Below are 20,387 nucleotides of genomic sequence, written 5' to 3'. Positions count from 1 at the left end.
ATAATCAGTCTCCTTTATTCTTTAGTATTGATTTTTTCTTGCTCCCCTTTGGCGATTCGCCTAACCCTTGAATCTCCGTTATGACCCAGCTTCCTGCTGCATCCTTATGCAGTCCAAAAACGAGCTTCTTCCTAATAGCTTTCCTTCCTTCTCTTTCCAATTGGACTTCGACCGGAAGCTCGATTGCCCATAATGCTTCTTCCTTCTTTGTCTCCCCTGGCTTCGATTTAGAGATTTGGCGAAGAGAATGAACTGTCCGTACTTCCTCCTGAAGCTTATGGAAAAAGGAGGATTGCGTATTATCCACGAACAGACCAAGCATGTAATGCTGCTGAAGGTGAACCGCCGCGATAAAGCTGTCCACCAATTCAATTGGATCAAGCCCCCGCACATATTCATTCAAACGGCCGGAAGCCTTATGAACCATCAACTGGTGTTCCGGGTCTTTGGCTTTACTGCCATGAGTCACACTATTGAGAAAATGAATGCAAAAATGTCCGGAGAACCCGTTATCGGGTATTCCGTCTCCCCCATGGGGCATTCCATGCATAGATGCGGCAAAGAGCTTGTCCTCCTGCCGGACGAGAATCGCCCGCCTCTTCCAGCTCCATTGATTGTTGTAGATTCGCTTCATGATTTTCGTATCTTCCCTGGTTACAGGCTGAACATCGGCATGATGCCTTCCCGCCCTGCGCTGAGCTCGGAACTGAAGCCCGGTTTCCAAATCCATTACCGTCACTATGTTTTTGAGCTTGACGGAATTTCGGGCTTCTGCCCATTCCACAAGCTGCCCATAATGCTGCTCAGCCAATCCATCTGCATAACGTTTCAATTTGGCCGTCCATTTGTCGGATAATTGCAGCTGCTGGCCTGTTTCGGCGTCGTACACCCGACCATCCTGCCCAACTCGGAACACCTCGTCCCGCCTGCCGCTTGTTATCGTTAAGTAGCGGTCAGTCACTGGAAGCTGTAGAGCATCAAGCCTTGTGGCCCCTCGAATGGCACTTTTCAACCCTTTAAAGGAAAGTTCCAGCTTCGATTCCCAGTCCGCAGATGGAGAACTTTTGACAGTAAGAATGACTGTATCCGGTGATGATTTCCCATTTGCGGCAGACGGTTCAGCCCACCCCGCACATAATAGGCTCATAAGAACCCACAATCCTACCCATACTTTAGTTTGCATAGCCATTTCATCCCCTGAGGTTCGGGCATTTCCCTGTAGACTGCTGCCACATGCCCTTAAATGATCTGATTATAATATGATCCTTTCTTAGGTAAATTATCGGGGCGCAAGTTGGGAACACTATGGTGTACATCCGTCTTTTTCCAAGGATGGAGGCGGGACAGGCGGGACAACCTGTGTACAGACTATGACATGAATACTCGGAGGAAGCTATGCGATCTATTTACTTAAAAACCTTTCTTATGACCCTGCTGGCCGCTTCTGTATCTTGGGGCTCAATCATGACGGCGTCTGCCGAAGCGCAGGACGGTAATCATAATTCCGTTCTGTCGGATAAAGGCAGAGATTATTATGAAGCCCGCGGGGAAATTGTGTGGGAGGTCAAAACGGAAGAAAAAGTCATTGCCCTTACTTTCGATGATGGCCCGAATCCGGTACAAACGGCGCAAATTTTGGATTTATTGAAACAATATGATGCCCGGGCGACTTTTTTTGTTGTGGGCAGGCGCATGGAGAAGTTTCCAGATCTCGCACGAAGGGAAGTGGCGGAGGGACATGAACTGGCTAATCACACCTACAGTCATCGTTATTTTAAAAAGAGTACTCCGATCGATCAAATTCGTCAGGAAATTGTAAAAAACCAACAATTAATTACATCGATCACGGGCCAAAAGCCGCATCTGTTTAGGCCACCCGGTGGATTTTACAATGATAACGTCGTAAAAGCTTCCAGAGATGCGGGTTATTTGACTGTCCTCTGGTCCTGGCACCAGGACACTAAGGATTGGAGCTCTCCCGGCGTCAACAAAATTGTTCGCAAAGTACTGGACAACGCCCGCAATGGCGATATCGTCCTCTTTCACGACCATGTGGAGAGAAATCCACAAACGGTAGAAGCTTTGAAGCAAATATTACCGGAGCTTAAGCAACGAGGTTTCCGATTCGTTACGGTTTCTGAACTGCTCAACTTTAACAAGCTTGAGTCTGTTCATAATTGATTGCTTTCCAAGGAGGTGCACCATGAGATCGATCCTTTTCCTGCTTGTCTTTGTCACTTTCTGTTATCCAGCTATGACTGCTATCCAAGAGATTAGTGAATCGGATTTTGTTCAAGGAGAAGCGGTCGGTCAGCCCCCTTCGAATCCAATCCCGGAAGGAGAGGTCTCGATCCAAATTCTTCCTCTTCGCAATGAATTAAAAGTGCTGGTCGATGGGAAATTATTCAAGAAATATAAAATCGCCCTAGGGAAACCGCAAACGCCGACTCCGGCTGGAGAATGGAAGGTCATTAACAAATATACGAATTGGGGCTCCGGCTTCGGAACCCGTTGGATCGGCTTGAATGTGCCTTGGGGGATATATGGCATTCACGGAACGAATCGTCCATCCTCCATAGGACAAGATGCCAGCCACGGCTGTATCCGAATGAGAAACCACCAGGTGGAGGAATTATTCGAATGGGTTAAGGTGGGAACCTCCGTCTCCATCGTGAGTCATGCGTTAGGCGAACCTAATCGCAATCCACGGGATTTGGCCAGAGGGGACAGCGGTGCCGATGTGCAGCTCATTCAGAGCTGGCTTAGAAGCGCAGGATATTATAAGGGGCCATGCGATGGCAAATTCCGGGCATCGATGGAACAGGCGCTTAAGGCTTATGAGAAAGCTCATAACCTTCCTGTGGACGGAGTTGTGAACCAGCACGATTATTTATCTATGGGACTGGTGGAATAATAATCATTATGGCAAACGGCCCCCATAAAGGAGGCCGCTTTAATATTGATATTTAGGGATGCAAACGTTAACACCCCATTTTTCCGTATTCTATTGCTGAGTTAGTTCCATTCCCAATTCAAATCAGAAAGCAGCTTCTTCAAGCCGCTGGTCGCTTCCTTGAACAAAGCCGGTCCGCTGAAGCCCTGGAAAGTGCCTGCCGCCTGCAAATGGGGCTCCAAAGACATGAAGCCCGCGTAATTGGATGCTTGCAGGTCTGCCAGCACCTGTGGCACCTGACCATCTCCTTGCCCGGCCACTGTTACCGATCCATCCGCAAATAGTGCATCCTTGATATGGACATACTCGATATGGGGTTTGAGCGGGAAATAAGCATCGTCGAACGGCTTCACTCCGCATTGGACGAAGTTGGCCGGGTCAAAAGCGGCCCGCAAATGACTGGATCGGCAAGTCGTCAGTATATCCAGGCATCTTTCGGTGTTATCGCCATATATTTCTTTTTCGTTCTCATGAAGCAGAATGATATCCGCTTCCTCAGCCAGCCGGACCAATTCCTTCATTCTCCGCATGACTTCATCGCGGTAAACTTCAGGCTTTTCATTTTCAGGCATAAAGAAAGAGAAAATACGAATATAGCGGGTATCGAAATATTTCGCCAGCTGAAGCGCCCGATGGAATTTCTCGACATGGGGCTCGAACGGGTCGGTAATTTTGATTTTTCCGATAGGAGAGCCGATCGCTGATATTTTAATCCCCCTCTCCTCCAGCATTTCCTTAACCTGCGCTATTTCTTCGTCCGTTAGATCCAATACGTTTTTATTCCATACCCCGCGAAATTCCAGGTATCGAATCCCTTCCGATTCCAGGCAATCCAGTTGTTCTTTGAATTCTGCCGATATTTCATCGGCGAAGCCAGTCAGTGTAATCACGCGGCATTAACCCCTTCCGTATCGTTATCATATTAAAAAAGTTTATCCTTGACGGGCGAAGCTCGCATCGATATCAAGAAGCTTCCAGCTTCAAGCCCTCCATCAAAATCAACAGCGTCAGCGCTTGTCCATAAGTCATCGGACTGATGGGGATGTCCTTGTAAAATTGCGCATCGTTGCCAACCGGTGTCCCATACGACACCTGCATGACCACTCCATCGTCATTGATTTGATCCATAACGGCTTGCAAAGCCCTTACCCCGTTAGATAAATAGGAACGGTCCAAATAACCTTTGCGGACGCCTTTCAATATTCCATAGCCAAAGGCCGCGGCGCAAGAGGATTCCAAATAGGAATCCGGGTCGTCGAGTACCGTGTGCCATAATCCGGATTCATGCTGGAGCTCGGCCAAAGCGGTCACCTGAGCACGCATCGTATCGAGCAAATAGTGCTTAATTCCGCCTTCCAGGCCGATCATGTCGATGAAATCAACTACTCCGCAAGTATACCAGCCGTTGCCTCTGCCCCAACGAACTGCCCCATAGTTGTGCTTTTCGTTGAAATCCCAGCCATGATAGAAAAGTCCGGTTTGCTTGTCATATAAATATTTAATATGAATGAGGAATTGTCGTTTGGCTTCCTCGACATATTCCGGACGTCCGAAGTAAATCCCGGCTTTGGCCAAGAACAGCACCGTCATAAACAACGTATCGATAAGAATCTGTCCATCATTCGGATCGCCGGTGATCATATGCTGGAAGGCTCCGTCTCCGGTACGAATCAGTTCTTCCATAATCCAACGGCTCCATTCGTCGCAGACAGCCTCTAAAGCTTGATCTCCGGTCAATTCGCACAAAGAAATTAGCGTAATTAATGGAGAACAGGTATTTACGTTCTTCTCCGGGAGGCCTTCCTTAAGCCGGGCCCGATACCAGTTCTTTAGGAATTCCAGAGTCTTCTCGTCTTTCGTTTCCTCGTAATACTGATACATTCCATACAGCCCGACTCCTTGGGGCCATTCCCATAAATGAATATCAATCAGACCAATCGGATATTTCTCCTCAAGGCTGTCGTTCTTCATCGTTTTCATCGCTTCCGATACTTTGCCGATAGCCTCCAGAACTTGTTCTCTATTTACAGTCATCGCTATTCCTCCCCGCTGACCGACTATACGTATTCAAGCTTGCCGCGAATGCCAAATCCGCCGACAGGCTGTTCTTCCCCGTTAACGACAAGCGGCTTATTCCAATGCAGCTCTACAGAACCATAATCAGGATCGGTTAACGCCAATTGTTCACTGCCTTCCAAGCTGACCTCCATGCCAGATATGCGCTCCATGAACTGCTCGAAGCTTCCGCTCTCCTCTCCGTCAGAAACTCTAAGCACCCAACCATTGGTCAAGCCGGAAGACAGCAGCTCCTTGCCACGATCCGGACCTTGATCCTGAAGACGTAATCCTTTAACCGCATAGACCGCCGCATAGCTGTCTCCGATTCTAGCAAAATACCAACCATTATGAACTGCGTACTCGTCGAAAATTTCCGTCGGAAAATAAGCATGGGTATAATGGACGTCATGCGCCGGATCAATCCGATACAGAAGGACGCCCAGCCCTTTATACTGGCCAACCTTGGGCAAATACCCGTTACCCGCCCAATAGCTCGGACGGCCTGAACCGTGCACGGCCAATTCTCCAGGATGGTTCACCCACAGATTAGCCTCGGGGCCAAAGGTCAGATGCATCACATGCTCTTGATAGCCTCGTTGCCCGATTTTAAAATCCGCTATGGAGGACAGGCTGTACCTCTTCGTTTTATAGTTGTACAGCTTGGCATAGCCTCCCAGACCTTGGTCGAACCGGAAAACAAACCGTTCCTTGTCCTTCGGAAGCAAATAAGCTTTATACTCTTCTGGCGGAACGTAGTCAGACAGGCACAATGCCACATTACTGATCGTGTAATTATTCAAATATCCAACTCCATAACCTATCCAGCTCATAGAGGAGGTGCCTTCGATATAATGGCCTTTCAATTCCTTCTCGTAGCTTCTGCCGTAAGTGGAGGCCAGCACACCGAGATGGGAATTGACTGCCATGTAATAATAAAGCAGGTCCAGCGCTTCTTTGGCTTGCTTGCGAATTTCCGCAGATTCCGCCATATCATACAATTGAATGAAGCCTATGGCATCGATTGGAAAATAAGCGCTCGAGTTCCATTCCGCGAGTCCTTCTGTCAAAAAGCGCTCAAACCATTCCTTCAATCGAGCTTCCGCCTTCGCTTTATGCTGGGCGCCCGTTTCGTTACTGTTGGTGAAATGCCCCTCCGGGAACAATTGCCCTGCCAGCAGCTCACAAGTATGGAAGAGCAAAGCGTGATTTTCGCTAAAGAACCACATGACATCGTCACCCGGCTCGTCCATCCAATAACGGAAATTGAGGATACATGCCTTCACTTCATTCCAGAACGACTCCGTAAACAGTCCGCTGCTGCGATAATCCTGCCAAACCCGGAACAACGAGACGAGAAAAAAGTCGCTGCAATCCGCCCGCGCGTTAATGGCCTCCATTTCTTCTCGCAGGATCGCTTCCGCTTCCGCTGTAGAGCCTCCTGTTTTCAGCAGGGCCAAAGCCGTGTGCAGGTTAGGCTCGCCATATTTGGCGATCGTCTTGAGGGCTGCTTCCTTGCGGGCAGCTATATCTCCATCCACCGCGAACTCCAAAGCGGATTGAGGATAGATCTGTACGCCCAATCGTCTCATCATGGACAAGGAGCCCTTGCAGGCGGACAGCTGAATGTATTTATAGCCCATTCCGAATTGCTCCGCTTGACCCAGCTTTAACTCAGCCGCACCCGCCTGAAGAACCGCATCAGCGCTTTGCAAGGAGCCAAAAATATCGCTGCCAAATTGCATGCGGAAGTCAATCTTCTCATCCAGCGGATTGCTGATGTTAAGGACGACAGGTCCATTCGTTACCGTATCCTTGGTAAAATAAGCTTCGGCCAATGCCTTCTCAAGCGAATGAGCCTCCTCCTCCTTCACCTCTCCAATAGGAAGGAGAATGTCCAGCGGCTCCGTCCCTTCATAATCCACGCGAAAATAATACTGGGTATCTCTTTCGGCCAAGTCTTCAAAGCAGACAACGACGGTATTGATACCGGCTTTCCACTCGACCTCAATCTCTGTTTCCGCTTCTTTATTTCTCGTAAATGGAGTAAAGTCGGCGGTTTTCTCCCCATTGATCCATAGAGTGATAGATCCGCACGTGATGAGCTTAAGCTTCGATAGATGAGCACGGGGACAGTCGATTTGCGTAACAGCGTAAGTTAAAAGATGAGTCGGCACCATCCAGAAGTTCGATCTTTCCACCCGGGGATTTCCCCACGGAAAATAAAGATTCCATGTTCCCAAAGCTCCCGCTTCCGCAAGAGTATTTCCGGGAAGCGCCTCTTCCAAGCCGTGAGGCAGCTCCGGCGAATGAGCCCGACGCTCCGTTACAAATTGCTGGCGGCATGGATTTTCATGGATAGCGAAACCCTCCAACAGCCACGTGTTGATGCTTCCATCCATCGTCACCGGATCAAAACGGACTCTGCTTTCTATCGTCTGGCTTACCAGCCAACGGTTGATCGTAAGATTATGATGTTGAAGAGGTTTGTATCGGGCCATATTTCCCATTGATTATCAGCCTTTCATTCCTGTAGTGACAATTCCTTGGACAAGCTGTTTTTGGAAGACGAGGAAGACAATAAGCACCGGGATCATTGTAATTACGGACATCGCCAGCAGGCTGCTCCAGTCTACATTATATTCACCGATGAAATTGGATAGTGCGAGCTGAATCGTGTACTTCTTCGGATCGCTGATAACAATCAACGGCCACAGGAAGTCGTCCCATCTCCACATGAAGGAGAATATGGTCAGCACGGCAAGAATCGGCTTCGCGATCGGTAAAATAATGCTCCGGTAGATTTTCCACTCGGAAGCTCCATCCATTCTCGCCGCTTCCAACAGCTCGTTAGGCACGCTCAGCAAATATTGACGAATCAGAAACACACCGGTCGGGGTAGCCGCAGGCGGAATAATAATACCCCATAAGGAGTTATACAAGCCCAGCTTGCTGATGACCGAGAAGATCGGAATCATAATCACCTCGAGCGGAATCATCAGAGTAGAGATAAATCCGACCAGGATCAGCGTATCCCCTTTAAACCGGTATTTCGCCAGGGCAAATCCGGCCATCGAGTTAACGATAAGCAGCAGAATCGTAGAGACGATCGTAACAAAAGCGGAGTTCATGAAATAAACGCCGAAGTTGCCTTTGTCGAAAGCTGCTTTGTAATTTTCCAGAGTGAATACACTCGGTAAAATTTGCGGCGGCCAGGCATATAGATCGTTGCTGTTTTTAAAAGAGGAAAGCACGACCCATACTACCGGGAACAAAAAAAGCAGGGAAAGAATGATCAACGCTGCATAAACAGCTGCTTTGTTTGCACGAGTCATCAGTCGATCGCCCCTCCTTTTCCAAGTCTAAACTGAAACACAGTAAAAATAGCGATGATGATGAACAGGACTACCGACATCGCGCTGGCCAGACCAAGCTCCTGAGCGGTAAATCCGGTTTGATAAATATGCTGCACGACATAAGTCGTTTCGCGTCCGGGTCCCCCTCCGGTAAGAGCGAACATAAGCGGATAAGCTTTGAACGCATCGATCAGAGAGAGCATAAGAACGAGCAAGCTGGTCGGCTTCAGCAGCGGCATAGTAATGCTGAAGAAGGAACGAATTTTGCCGGCTCCGTCAATTTTGGCCGCCTCATAGTAATCCTGCGGAATACTCTGAAGCCCCGCCATAAAGATGACCATAAAAAATCCTACTCTCGACCACAGAGTGGCCACGATAACAGAAGCGTTGGCAAAGAATGGATCCGTCAGCCAGCCAACCGGCTGCATTCCCATCGATTCGAGAATGTAGTTCGCGATTCCGAAGCTGCCGCCGAATATCCACTTCCAGGTCAAACCGACGATAATTAACGAAATCATCGTTGGCCAATAGACGATAGCCCGGAAAATCCCTTTTCCTTTAATTTGCTGGATCAGCAAAATAGCAATGCCCAGCGCGGCTGCAAATAACAACGGCACGACAAAAACGGCATAGACCGCCGTTCGGCGAAGCGCCGCCCAAAATTCGGAATCCTGGAAAATATAAGCATAATTCTCGAATCCGATGAAATTCATTTTATTAATCCCGTCATAATCGGTAAACGAATAAATAAGACCGAACAATGCGGGAACAACGATAAACACCGAAAAAATAGCCAGGTTCGGCAGCACGAACAAATAGGGAGCAATCATTTTTTTCCACTTTGGGTTTTTAGGCGCTCTGTATTCATTGCTGCCGCCAGTAATGCTATTCGCCATGGCTTAAGCTCCTTCCTGATGGATTAAAACATGGAGAGGCTGCCACCAGTGCAGCCACTCTATGTTTCCTTATCCACTTACTTGCTCTACTTTGCTTAGCTAACGACTGCCTACTTACTTGCCTTCGATCGCTTTTGTCGCTTTCTCTGCTACTTTATCCAATGCTTCCTGCGGAGTCAGCTTGCTAGTCAACGATTCGATGATGTTTGTTTTCAAATCGTCCGTAAATTTCGTGATCACATCTTGTCTCGACCAGTCATTAGCTGCTTTCGGAGTCGTATCCGCCAACTCATTAGAGAATACTTCGAACATCTCTTTACCAAATTCATAATCCAGCTGGGCGCTGTCTTTACGAGGACTGATGAACAAGGAGTCCTGGTTGTATTTGCTGTTGATTTCCTTGGAAGTCAGGAATTTGATGAGTTCTGCCGCTTCCTTCTCCACTCCGGAGTTCTGGAACGCCATTAAATATTTACCGCCTGGAACGGAAGAGCGAATTTCCTGCTTAGGCATGTAAGTGACGCCCCATTCAAAGTTGTCGATATCTTTGTAGTTGCTCAGCATCCAGTTGCCCGCTAAATGAACGCCCACTTGTCCGGTACGGAAAAGGTTGTTCGGATTCTCTCCGCCGATCCATACAGAATCGGGCATAATGCCGTCTGTGTGAAGCTTTTTGAAGTATTCCAGCGTCTGAACCGCTTTCTCGTCATTGATCAGTGTTTTTGTACCGTCTTCGTTAAAGACGCTTCCTCCAAACTGATACAGCATAGTAGACCAGCGATGCGGGGTTACGTCTACGACCATTCCGTATTTCGCTCCGCCTTTTTCCTGCACCTGCTTCAAGGCTTCGGAGAATTCATCCCAAGTCCATATTTCATCCGGGGAGGCCGGCACTTTAACACCCGCTTTGTCAAACAGCGTCTTATTGTAGATCATTCCGTTAGCTGTAACATCCATCGGAGCCGCGATCACTTTATCGTCCACAATGTAGTAAGGCTTGATGGAATCGATAAACTGGGAAGAGAATTCGTCGGCCGTGCCGAGATGAGTGCTCAGATCCAGAGCTTGGTTGGCGAACATTCCGGTATCCGACACCCGGCTTAATGCCGGCGGCTTGCCTCCGGAAATCATCGTCTTCAGTTTGGTGCCCAAATCTTTATAAGCTACTTCAATTAAATTAATCTTTACATTTTCATTCTGGGCTTGATACTCGTTGAGTAGCCCTTTCATGACTTCCCCTTCTACTCCATCCGTGAACCATACGAAATCAAGGGAAACTTTCTTTCCGCCGCCTGCTCCTTCACCGGAATCTTTGGCGCCGCAAGCCGCAAGAGAGACCGCGAGAATGACGGACAGTAAAAGGACTGTGGCACGCTTCCATTTCTTCATAATGACAACTCCCTTTTTATAAAATAATTTATAGACCAAGCCTTTCCCCGCAAGCTGTACAGTGTACTTCCCTTTGGGCCGTTATCACCGTCTGCCGGAGAACGGCTATGGCTTCGCTGGTAAACAAAAGCTTTAGTATTCCGAATTCGTCAGATTCATATTTCGGTAGGTTTGCGGACTGACGCCAACATGCTGCTTGAACAGTCTGCTAAAATGAATCGCACTGTTGAATCCAATCTGATCGGAAATTTGCCCAATCGGCAGGTCGGTCATACGCAGCATTTTCTTTGCTTCATCCAATCTTCTTTTGGATAAATAAACATTGATCGTATACCCTGTCACTTCTTTAAAGCAATGACACATATAGTATTTGTTCAAGTGAAGAGAACCCGCTATTTGGTCGAGCGACAAATTTTCCTGATAGTGATCGTTAATGTAGCGAAGAACGCGATGAACATACATTTCTTTTTGCGATGCGTTGGGAACGACCAGAGTAGGATCCATCTCTTTAGACTTGCGATAAATCCTGGTCAATAGCTGGGCGACATAAGTCTGCATCATAAACCGGTAGCCTGTCTTCTCCTTATCCCTTTCCAATACGATGTTAGCGAATATTCTATCGATGTCTTCCTTCTCCTCCGGCCCCCAGCGAATGAGCTGGCCATTCTCGTTATGGAATGGTGAAAGCAGCTTGTCGAGAAGCTCCTGAGGCACGAACGATTCAAGATAGGAGGGTAAAAAGTTAATATAGCTTCGCACGTAAGGGACCTCGGTATCCGGGTTGACCCGATGAAGAGTCTGTCCCTCGAAAATAAGCATATCCCCCGGCAGAAGCTGAAAAATGTTGTCTCCAATAATATAATTGGCCACGCCTTCAATGAAGTAATAAATTTCAAACCCTTCATGAGAGTGCAGCGGCCAGGAGGTTTGGATTCCCATCTCCCGATTCCGAATATAAATCTTGTCTTTGGAAAGCGCCCGGTTAGTAGGTAAGTGGGTATAACTTTTCAAGATTGGTCCCTCCTTCACAACATAGGTTAACCGGAGGCCTATAAAAATATTTGTTAACGCTTTCTACATAGAGATATTAACATACGCTAAATAATATTAATTTTCATTTCTTGTTGAACTGTTAACATATCTTGCTTTATGATTTTTATCTCATTCCTCCGATAAACCAGATCTTTTGACCCAATCTATTTAGAAAAACGTACTTTTTTTCACAATCCTCTCTGATTCATAGTTATTAATTCCCAGTAATTATATATTAATATTTCTCCATCAACCACAATATCGGTATAACATGCAATCTTGGGAAGATGAAACAAATCTTGAGAATACATAACCCTGATAAAAATACCGGGGACTTCCGTCCCCGGCGATGATGTTCTATACTCTTCTATTCTTACAGTCGCTTCATGATAAGTCCGGCGGTCTCTTCTATCGCTCTTGCGGTCACATCAATGACGGGACACCGCAGCTGTTCCATCAAGCGCGCAGCATGATCCAGCTCATCCCAGATTCGCTCCATCGTTGCATATTTGGCCCCAAAGGGCAGTCCGGCCGCCTGCAGCCTTTCCGTCCGGATTTTGAGCAGATGCTCCGGGTCCATCGTCAGCCCAATAATTTTGTTGCGATGGATGTGGAACAATTCCCGCGGCGGACTGACCTCCGGAACCAGCGGAATATTCGCCGCTTTATAGCCCTTGTAAGCAAGAAATATGCTTAGCGGGGTTTTGGAGGTGCGGGAAACGCCGATCAGAACGACATCCGCATGGATTAAGGAATGGGTGTCTTTGCCGTCATCACAGCGGACGGCGAATTCTATCGCTTCAATATAGCGGAAATAGTCATCGTTCATTTCATGTAGCAAGCCCGGCTTACGTTTGGGAGACCCATTGAAGGTATCGATAAACGCCTGCATCATCGGGCCCATGATATCGACGGCTCTTACCCCCAGACGAATGGCCTCTTCTCTCAGCATTTCCCTCAATTCCGGCTGAACGAGCGTATAGACGACGAACCCTCCGGTCTCGGCCGCTTCCTCCATAACCGCCTTAATTTCGTCCTCGTTCTGGATATGGCCGAATCTTCGCAGCTGCACGGACTGCTCGTCAAACTGTCGTATCGTGGCTCGCGCGACCGCTTCGGCCGTCTCGCCGACGGAATCGGAGCAAATATAGACTGTATAGATTTTACTTTCTTTCAATGAGTTTTCCCCCTCGTCGCGGACCTGGAGCGCACCTTCGTCCGTTTAAATAAAAGCCTTCTCTGTCATAAATTACTCTCCTGCCATCCCTATAAATACTTTGGTAATAATCGTTTTCGTAATGCGCCCTACCACTTCGCGGCCTTCCGTTTGCTCTTCAGCGACAACCGGCAGCATATCCACCTCATGGGAGATCAACTTACGCGCGGCATCCAACACGGAATCATCGGGGGTTACGGTAACGATATTGGGTTCCCGGGACATCACCAGGCTGATTGGCATAGTCGCCGCAGCCGCATTGCCAAGGGTAACCTTGAGCAGATCCTTTCTCGATACAATGCCGGCCAGTCTGCCTTTTTCGTCTACGACGGTAAGCCCCCCCACATCCTCGGTAAACATAGTTACAACTGCATCCTGTACCGTGCTATTATCACGGACGACCACAGGCACTGCCTGTACGTCCCTTACCTTCAGCTCCATAGTACGGGCATAGGCCCGAGAGGTTGCAGCAGCATAGGTCCCCAAAAAGTAACCTACCTTAGGTTTGGCGTCCAAATAACCAAGCATGACAAGCAGCGACAGGTCGGAGCGGATGGTTGGCCGGCTCAGACCAAGCGCCTCGGCTAACTGCTCCCCTGTAATCGGCGCATGACGTCGGACTAACTCCACAATCTCCAACTGCCGGGATGATAGTTTAATGACGGTTCCCTCCTGACTTTTATGTAAATCCCATTTTTCCATACGTTTAGTACGTCATATTGTTTCTAATTAATCCAAATATATCGTTTGTCCGCATCGAAGTAAACCTTTTGTCCGGAAAAGTTTAATAGTCTTGTGCCCTCTCCCATTCCCCATTAAAGAATTGCATTTCTTTCCATAGTTTAGCCGAAATATTCATCTTCCCCATTGTATCGCTTTCCAAAAGCATTCAACCCTCCCCTGCTAAAGCTATCATAGGTGGGCTCGAGGTCATTAGTACATCACGCACACAAATTTACAAAAATATATTCCAAAAATAAAAGGATTGCGCTAATATGTTACATAACATAAAATTAATTATGATGTATTATATAAAAATAGGAGTGACTTCTATGGAGAGAGAATTAGCATTGGAAATCGTAAGAGTAACCGAATTAGCAGCCCTTGCCTCCGCCCGATGGATGGGACGGGGGGATAAGAACAGCGCGGATGCTGCCGCTACCGAAGCGATGAGAATGATGCTTGACTCTGTATCCGTCAAAGGAACTGTCGTCATTGGCGAAGGAGAGATGGATGAGGCGCCCATGCTTTACATAGGAGAACAAGTGGGCAATCTGCAAGGTCCGGAGGTAGATGTGGCGGTTGATCCCGTCGAAGGAACCGAATTGGTGGCCAAAGGGCTGAACAATGCGCTGGCCGTCCTGGCCGTTGCCAACAAAGGAAATTTGCTGCATGCGCCTGACATGTATATGGACAAACTCGCCGTAGGGCCTGCTTTAGCCGGCAAGCTCAGTCTCGACGACCCCATCGAGGTCAAATTGCAGACTGCTTCTGCCGTCCTGAACAAGCCATTGTCCGATTTGACGGTTATGATTCTGGATCGGCCGCGGCATCAGGAACTGATGAAAGAGTTGCGCAAGGTCGGTGTCCGCATCAAATGTTTAAGTGACGGGGACGTCGCAGGCGCGATGGCTCCCTCCTTCCCGGAATCCGGCATCGATCTGTATATCGGATCGGGAGGGGCACCGGAAGGAGTGCTTGCGGCGGCCGCTTTGAGCTGCTTGGGCGGGGAGCTGCAAGGAAGGCTGATGCCCTCCGGCGAGGAAGAATACAAACGCTGCGTGCGAATGGGGCTTAAAGATCCGTTAAAAATATTAACGATGAAGGATATGATCGGAGAAGAGGATGTTATTTTTGCCGCCACGGGAATTACACCTGGCGAGTTTTTAAGCGGGGTAGCCTACTCTCCTGGCCAACGGGCGGAAACCCACTCTATCGTGATGAGAGCTAAAACCAAAACTATTCGGTACATTAAAACGCTCCATTACTTGCCGAATAAACCTCTTCTGCAAAGCATGGAGCAAATCATATAAAGCTGCCCCTCTTAAGAAACAGGCGGGCAGGTTAGTCTTCTTCCGGCCGTGAAATCCGATGGCTGACAGCGTACGCCGCCAGCTGCACGCGGTTGTCCAGACCAAGCTTCTCCAGCACATTTTTCACATGATTTTTGACTGTATTCTCGGCGATGACCAGCTTATCGGCGATTTGCCTGTTCGTCACCCCTTCGGAAATATAGGCCAATATTTCTTTCTCCCGCGGCGTTAATAGACTAGGCAATGGGCCTTCCGATGGCTTGACCGCTTTGAATTGATAATATAATCGGTCAGCCATTCGGCGGGCGGTTTCGGTATCCTCTTCCAGCAAGGCATGTAGATAGTCGACCCAGTCGGCCGGATCCATATTTTTTAACAAATAGCCCTGGGCTCCGAACTGGATTGCGCTAAATAAATCAGCCACAGCATCGGAGACACTGAGGATAACGATTTTTACAGCGGGGTCGTAGGCCTTGATTCGGCGAGTCGCTTCCAAGCCGTTCATTCCCGGCATATGAATATCCATCAGCACGACATTGGGCTCAAGCTGCGCGCACAATTCCACCGCTTCGATCCCATTGGTTGCTTCCCCGATGATTTCAAACGCCTCGTCATCTTCGAGAAGCGTCCGCACCGCTTGCCTGGCCAAAGGGTGATCATCTGCAATTAATACCCGGTATTTATTTTTCATTGTAGCGGCCCCCCTTTCTTACAGGCTACCGTTAGCTCCGTCCCCGCCTTCGGGCGATTGCCAAAATGGAATACGGCGCCCAACTGGGCAGCCCGCTGCTTCATCATGGAAAGTCCGTACTTTCTATCCTGCTCCTCCTGCGGAACCGTGCCGACCCCATCGTCGACAATTTTGAGCACCCATCCTTCATTCTGAACGATCAGATGAGCCTCAGCCAGACTGGCTCTCGCATGTTTGCGAATATTCGTAAAAGCCTCCTGAATAATTCCAAATAACAAAACCTCTTCAGCCGAAGTAAAGCGATGTCCGTTCAATTCCATTCTTAATTGGACCTCGACACCTGTCACCATACTCCATTCATCCAGCCACTTAGTTACCCGGTCTTCAAAGACGACTCCCTCCTCCGGCAAGGCGCGCAAATTAAAGATAGCCTGACGTAAGTCATTATTAATTCCGGAAATCATCGACCGAGCCTCTTCCAGCTGCTTCTTCTGCAGCTTTACATTAAGAAAAAACAACGTCTGCGCGATATTGTCGTGCAGCTCGGTAGCCAGCCTCTCCCTTTCTTCATAGACAGCCCGCTTGGCCTGCTCCTCTGCCAATCTCTTATTCGTCATCTCGATATGACGAAACATCCAGGTGGCAAACAGATAGAACAGAATTAGGGTCATGACGGTAATGTACACGTTCCCTGCTTCCATCGTGAGGACATCCAGCAAAAACTCATGACGAATATACTCGAATCCTCCAATGATTAAAGTAGGCAGCAGAATGGTAAACCATTTGTAAACGGGATACTTCACTTGTGACCCACACTTCCTTTGAATTCATTCGCTATATAAGTGTCACTAAAGAAAGGGATCATTATCTTTTCTTTAGTTCAATTTATATAGAAATTTAGCTTCGGTGTTCCATCCACAGGACAGTACCTTATGAATAGGATTATACTCGAAGCGCTAGAAAAAATCCTGTCCCTTAAATTAAGGAACAGGAACTTTTCCGTCTATTCTATATTGTAAACTTTGAGAGAGAATCTTTCAATGAGTTGGAGAGGGCTTCTAGTTTTTCTGACAATTTAACGAGCTCATCGCTAACGTTAAGCTGTTCGTTGCTTAGCGAAGCTACTTCCTCCGACGTGGCCGAAGATTCTTCAGAGACCGCGCTCACGTTCGTCATCGCCTCATGCAGCACTACTTGCGATTCCTCCAGCGTCTCGATCGATTGGGTCACCGCAGACAATTGCTCCACAAAGCCGCCCATATGCTCTTGTACTCTGTGGAAAATCAGCTCCGCTTCCTTAACCGACTCAATTTGCTCCTGGAATACCGGATAAGCTTCTGACAGCACCGATACGGTTTCATCGATCTCGCCTTGAATTTTTTCCGTAATTTCACCGACGACTTCGATCGATTGCTTGGACTGGTCGGCCAGCTTGCGAATTTCGTCGGCCACGACCATGAAGCCTTTTCCAGCAGCACCAGCGCGGGCTGCTTCAATAGTCGCATTCAATGATAGAATATTGGTCTGCTTCGTCAAGTTTTGCAGCACTTCCAATATTTTTCTAATGGAGCTTGTGCTTTCTTTAAGTTTATCTACCTTCTCTACCATAGAGCGAGTCATTTCTTCAGTCAAATTCGTCTTGGTCGTCAACTCGCCCATATAAGTCGTTCCTTGCTCACCTGCTTGATGCACTTCAGCCGCTGCAGAGCCCATCTCCACGTTGGCGGCGATGACCTGCTTCATCTGAATTCCAATCTCCTGGGTCAGGCTGTTCCCTTTCTCCGCATCCATCGCCAAGCTGGAAGCCCCGTTTGCAATCTCTTCTGTGGCGATAGCAATTTCCTTGGCAGAGGTTGCCGTCTGCCGTGAGGAATGGAGAAGAACACCCGCCGTTTCCAGCACATCGGCTGCAGATTGATTCGTTTGCCTTACGAGACGAGTGATCTGCTCCATCATTTGGTTAAAACTGGCCGAAACCTCGCCAATCTCATCGGAGCCGTAATTTTTAATCCGCACCGTCAAATTCCCCTGTGCCCCTTGGCTCATCAAATCACGGAGATGGACGAGCGGCCTGCCAATCATCCGGACAATGTAAAGTCCAATCAGAATGGCGATGACAGTGGAAACAATAACGGTAATCAGAGTCGTATACCAGATTTTATCGGTATCTTTAACCAGTCCCGCTAAAGGCGCAGTAGTGGCAACTGTCCAGCCGGTAGCGCTCATCTTTTTGTAGACGACCAGCTGCTCTTCGCCGTCCAGAGTTACTTTTTTGGAAACGGCCTCGGCATAGGCGAAATTGTCGTCGTTAACATCTATTTCGAACGGATCTCCGATCAGCTCTGCGTCTTCGACACTCACTAAATTGTTATGAAGATCAACAATCACTGCCTCGCCCCCGGAGGTCGCGATATTGGCAATGCTGGAGTTCATTACATTCACGCGAATTTCCGCCAGAATCACGTAATCTTTCGACAGAAGTCTTGCGATCCCAAAAACGGTATCTCCACCTACGTAACCATCTCGTTTGGTTGGCAGCCATACGGGGACCCCTCCGTTCTGGACCGCTTGCTGGAACCACTCTTCCTCAATGATTTCTGCGGTCCTAACCGTGCTGAGCGAGCCGCTTCCCAACAACCGCTCATCTCCAGTCGGAAGCAAATAGAGTCCGGTCATCGTATTGTTGGAATTAATTAATGTATTTAACCGCTGCTGAATTTTGTTGATTAATTCATAGGTCGAGTAATCTTCATCCGTATTGTAATTGATCAGCTGCAGATTTCTTAGAAATTCAGAATCCGCAAATAATTGCGTCGTTACATCCATAATATTTTGGAACACCAAATCAAGCTTCTCCGTAGCCTGATGAACGGTCTGTTCACTGGCATAAGAGACTTTATCCTGGATAATCTCTTTAGAAATATTATAGGAAAATATACCTAGAAAAATGACAGGCACTATAATACTAAAGAAAAAGATAAGAAACAACTTCATCCCTACGGATTTCGCAGGGCTTTTCAGCTTGAAATTTTTCCACGAAAATGAGCGACCACCTTCAGAACTAGGCCTTTGGTTGCGGGAAAACAGCTTTTTAAATGATATTTTCGATAGTTTCAAAGACAGCCACCATCCTATTTAAGTCTTGATGACTATTTTCTCGACATTTCGACCCATTTTGTTTAGTCTTTTTTCAAAAAAATTGTTAAAAACGTTGAAAATTTATGGACTGTTCATGCTTATTTTCGATTAAGACGAGAATCACGGGGTTGCTTCGAGAGAGAATTTAGAAATAACCCCCGTTTCCGAACACATATCGATACGTTGTTCTCATCGCTGCGCTCCTCCTAAACTGAGAAAAGGGAGGACGCTGAAATCAGCTCCTCCCGAATATAAATCTTATTCAACGGCAACCCGTGCAGCAAAGGTTAAAAATCGCTTTTGCCATCGCTGTTAACTTTCGCTTTCTTTTATATTTTTCTGATGCTGAGCGTAGGTTTCCGCAAACAGATGTCGTTGGGAACCGTCTTTTTTGGTTACGTAGAATAAATAGTTGGATTGCTCCGGATAGAGCGCGGCTTCTATCGAAGACAGACTCGGGCTGGCAATGGGCCCGGGGGGCATTCCAGCGTTAGCGTACGTATTATAAGGGCTATCCACCAGCAAATCCTTGTTGTACAAGCGTTCTTTAGGAGCATCCAGCGAATATTGTACCGTCGCATCAATCTGCAGCTTCATGCCCTGCTCTATTCGATTATAAATAACCCCGGCCACCAACGGACGCTCATCCTCCACCGTCACTTCCCTTTCGATTAGCGAAGCTAAAGTGAGAAGTTGATGGAAAGTCAATCCACGCTCCTCCATCGTGCTCTGCCAGCCTTCCGGCAGCTTCACCAGCTTGCGATCCCATTCAGCCAACATCCGGCTAATGATCTCTTCCGGCGAGCTGTCTTTGTTCAATTCATACGTTTCCGGAAACAAATAGCCTTCCAGCTTGTATTTCAGATTCGGATCCTCCACAGGCAGCGAATCGAGCCAAGGGGAGTCTACCATTGAAGGATTTTGAGCAAGCTCGATAAACCTCTCGGCATCCACACCATTCTGCTCGCTCAGCTTATCTGCGATTTGCCGGATCGTGAATCCTTCCGGGATCGTGAACCTCATCATTTCTTCCTTAACAATGTCCCCCCGGTTCAGCTTGTAAATAATGTCATCGAAGCTCATGCCGGGATTCATTTCATATTCACCGGCCTGAAATCGGGTCCCCTCTTGCTTAAACCGCAAATAACCTGTAAACACCCAGGGATTGCGAATAATTCCTTCCCTATGCAAAATATCGGCAATCTGCTTAGATCCCGTCCCCGGAGCGATCGTCAGCCGAACCATCTGATCCGAATACGGAGTCGGCTTCATTCCATAAATAATATAGCCGGACACCGTCCCCAAAGCGACCAGCAGCAGCAGCAGCGAAAAGAATACCCCGATACCTGTTCTTTTTTTCCTATTTGGCGAATGATTATTATGACCGTTCTTCATCGAATCGTCACTCGAGCCCTCCCAAACGCTTTACGTTCACACCCATTGATTCACGGATGAACTTGCGCAAAATATGTCACTGCATGATATCCCCCACAAAGTGACGTATGACCTTCGAAGCTTATTCCTTCCGCACCCTAACAGGGTCGGCGTCTAAACCTCCCCCTAATTGCGGTCGATCTTCCAGACTTTACTTCGAAAGAGGTTTATACAATACTTTGCGGGGAGCCCCG

Annotated in this window: 17 protein-coding genes; 3 read left to right on the top strand and 14 right to left on the bottom strand. The window is 47.9% G+C overall.

Annotated features, from left to right (window positions below):
- Positions 1 to 4: 4 nt before the first annotated feature.
- Entirely contained in the window at positions 5 to 1,183 is a 1,179-nt protein-coding gene (locus KJS69_RS03390) for a hypothetical protein (protein ID WP_213581575.1), read from the bottom strand.
- 281 nt (positions 1,184 to 1,464) lie between these two features.
- Between KJS69_RS03390 and KJS69_RS03385 the strand changes: the two genes are divergently transcribed.
- On the top strand, positions 1,465 to 2,181 hold the full coding sequence (locus KJS69_RS03385; RefSeq protein WP_213581874.1) for a polysaccharide deacetylase family protein: 717 nt from the start codon (positions 1,465 to 1,467) through the stop codon (positions 2,179 to 2,181).
- Between the two features lie 22 nt (positions 2,182 to 2,203).
- Entirely contained in the window at positions 2,204 to 2,914 is a 711-nt protein-coding gene (locus KJS69_RS03380; RefSeq protein WP_249730333.1) for a L,D-transpeptidase family protein, read from the top strand.
- Positions 2,915 to 3,015: 101 nt separating this feature from the next.
- Here KJS69_RS03380 and KJS69_RS03375 read toward each other — a convergent pair whose 3' ends face one another.
- The 9 genes from KJS69_RS03375 to KJS69_RS03335 form a co-directional block, all read right to left on the bottom strand.
- Positions 3,016 to 3,843 (bottom strand): sugar phosphate isomerase/epimerase family protein, encoded by an 828-nt coding sequence (locus tag KJS69_RS03375; RefSeq protein ID WP_213581574.1) that lies wholly within the window; start codon positions 3,841 to 3,843, stop codon positions 3,016 to 3,018.
- 73 nt (positions 3,844 to 3,916) lie between these two features.
- Positions 3,917 to 4,987, bottom strand: coding sequence for a beta-galactosidase BglB (bglB, locus tag KJS69_RS03370; RefSeq protein WP_213581573.1), 1,071 nt, complete (start codon positions 4,985 to 4,987; stop codon positions 3,917 to 3,919).
- 23 nt (positions 4,988 to 5,010) lie between these two features.
- Entirely contained in the window at positions 5,011 to 7,518 is a 2,508-nt protein-coding gene (locus tag KJS69_RS03365; RefSeq protein ID WP_213581572.1) for a hypothetical protein, read from the bottom strand.
- Positions 7,519 to 7,524: 6 nt separating this feature from the next.
- Positions 7,525 to 8,343: a carbohydrate ABC transporter permease gene (locus tag KJS69_RS03360; protein WP_213581571.1), complete on the bottom strand. Its 819-nt coding sequence runs from the start codon at positions 8,341 to 8,343 to the stop codon at positions 7,525 to 7,527.
- Positions 8,343 to 9,260, bottom strand: a complete 918-nt coding sequence (locus KJS69_RS03355) for a carbohydrate ABC transporter permease (RefSeq protein WP_213581570.1) — start codon at positions 9,258 to 9,260, stop codon at positions 8,343 to 8,345. The genes KJS69_RS03360 and KJS69_RS03355 overlap by 1 nt, the downstream gene beginning before the upstream one ends.
- 114 nt (positions 9,261 to 9,374) lie before the next feature.
- The gene (locus tag KJS69_RS03350) at positions 9,375 to 10,652 is read right to left on the bottom strand and encodes an ABC transporter substrate-binding protein (RefSeq protein WP_374706608.1); all 1,278 of its coding nucleotides are present in this window, start codon (positions 10,650 to 10,652) and stop codon (positions 9,375 to 9,377) included.
- Positions 10,653 to 10,781: 129 nt separating this feature from the next.
- A complete protein-coding gene (locus tag KJS69_RS03345) occupies positions 10,782 to 11,660 on the bottom strand; it encodes an AraC family transcriptional regulator (protein ID WP_249730332.1) in 879 nt (292 codons plus the stop codon).
- A 394-nt stretch (positions 11,661 to 12,054) separates the two neighbouring features.
- Positions 12,055 to 12,858, bottom strand: a complete 804-nt coding sequence (locus KJS69_RS03340) for a pyruvate, water dikinase regulatory protein (protein WP_213581568.1) — start codon at positions 12,856 to 12,858, stop codon at positions 12,055 to 12,057.
- Positions 12,859 to 12,930: 72 nt separating this feature from the next.
- On the bottom strand, positions 12,931 to 13,599 hold the full coding sequence (locus tag KJS69_RS03335; RefSeq protein ID WP_213581567.1) for a helix-turn-helix transcriptional regulator: 669 nt from the start codon (positions 13,597 to 13,599) through the stop codon (positions 12,931 to 12,933).
- A 350-nt stretch (positions 13,600 to 13,949) separates the two neighbouring features.
- Between KJS69_RS03335 and glpX the strand changes: the two genes are divergently transcribed.
- Positions 13,950 to 14,930 (top strand): class II fructose-bisphosphatase, encoded by a 981-nt coding sequence (gene glpX, locus KJS69_RS03330; protein ID WP_213581566.1) that lies wholly within the window; start codon positions 13,950 to 13,952, stop codon positions 14,928 to 14,930.
- A gap of 31 nt (positions 14,931 to 14,961) precedes the next feature.
- Here glpX and KJS69_RS03325 read toward each other — a convergent pair whose 3' ends face one another.
- The 4 genes from KJS69_RS03325 to mltG all read right to left on the bottom strand — a co-directional run bounded on the left by KJS69_RS03325 (position 14,962) and on the right by mltG (position 20,154).
- Positions 14,962 to 15,621, bottom strand: a complete 660-nt coding sequence (locus KJS69_RS03325; RefSeq protein WP_213581565.1) for a response regulator — start codon at positions 15,619 to 15,621, stop codon at positions 14,962 to 14,964.
- Positions 15,618 to 16,424, bottom strand: a complete 807-nt coding sequence (locus tag KJS69_RS03320; RefSeq protein WP_213581564.1) for a sensor histidine kinase — start codon at positions 16,422 to 16,424, stop codon at positions 15,618 to 15,620. The genes KJS69_RS03325 and KJS69_RS03320 overlap by 4 nt, the downstream gene beginning before the upstream one ends.
- Before the next feature lie 205 nt (positions 16,425 to 16,629).
- Positions 16,630 to 18,615, bottom strand: coding sequence for a methyl-accepting chemotaxis protein (locus tag KJS69_RS03315; protein WP_213581563.1), 1,986 nt, complete (start codon positions 18,613 to 18,615; stop codon positions 16,630 to 16,632).
- Between the two features lie 456 nt (positions 18,616 to 19,071).
- On the bottom strand, positions 19,072 to 20,154 hold the full coding sequence (gene mltG, locus KJS69_RS03310) for an endolytic transglycosylase MltG (protein WP_213581562.1): 1,083 nt from the start codon (positions 20,152 to 20,154) through the stop codon (positions 19,072 to 19,074).
- Positions 20,155 to 20,387: the final 233 nt, after the last annotated feature.

The organism is Paenibacillus sp. J2TS4 (assembly GCF_018403245.1).
Lineage (GTDB): Bacteria > Bacillota > Bacilli > Paenibacillales > NBRC-103111 > Paenibacillus_L.
Note: the sequence above shows the minus strand (reverse complement) of the source record. Positions and strands in the feature narration are given on the sequence as shown.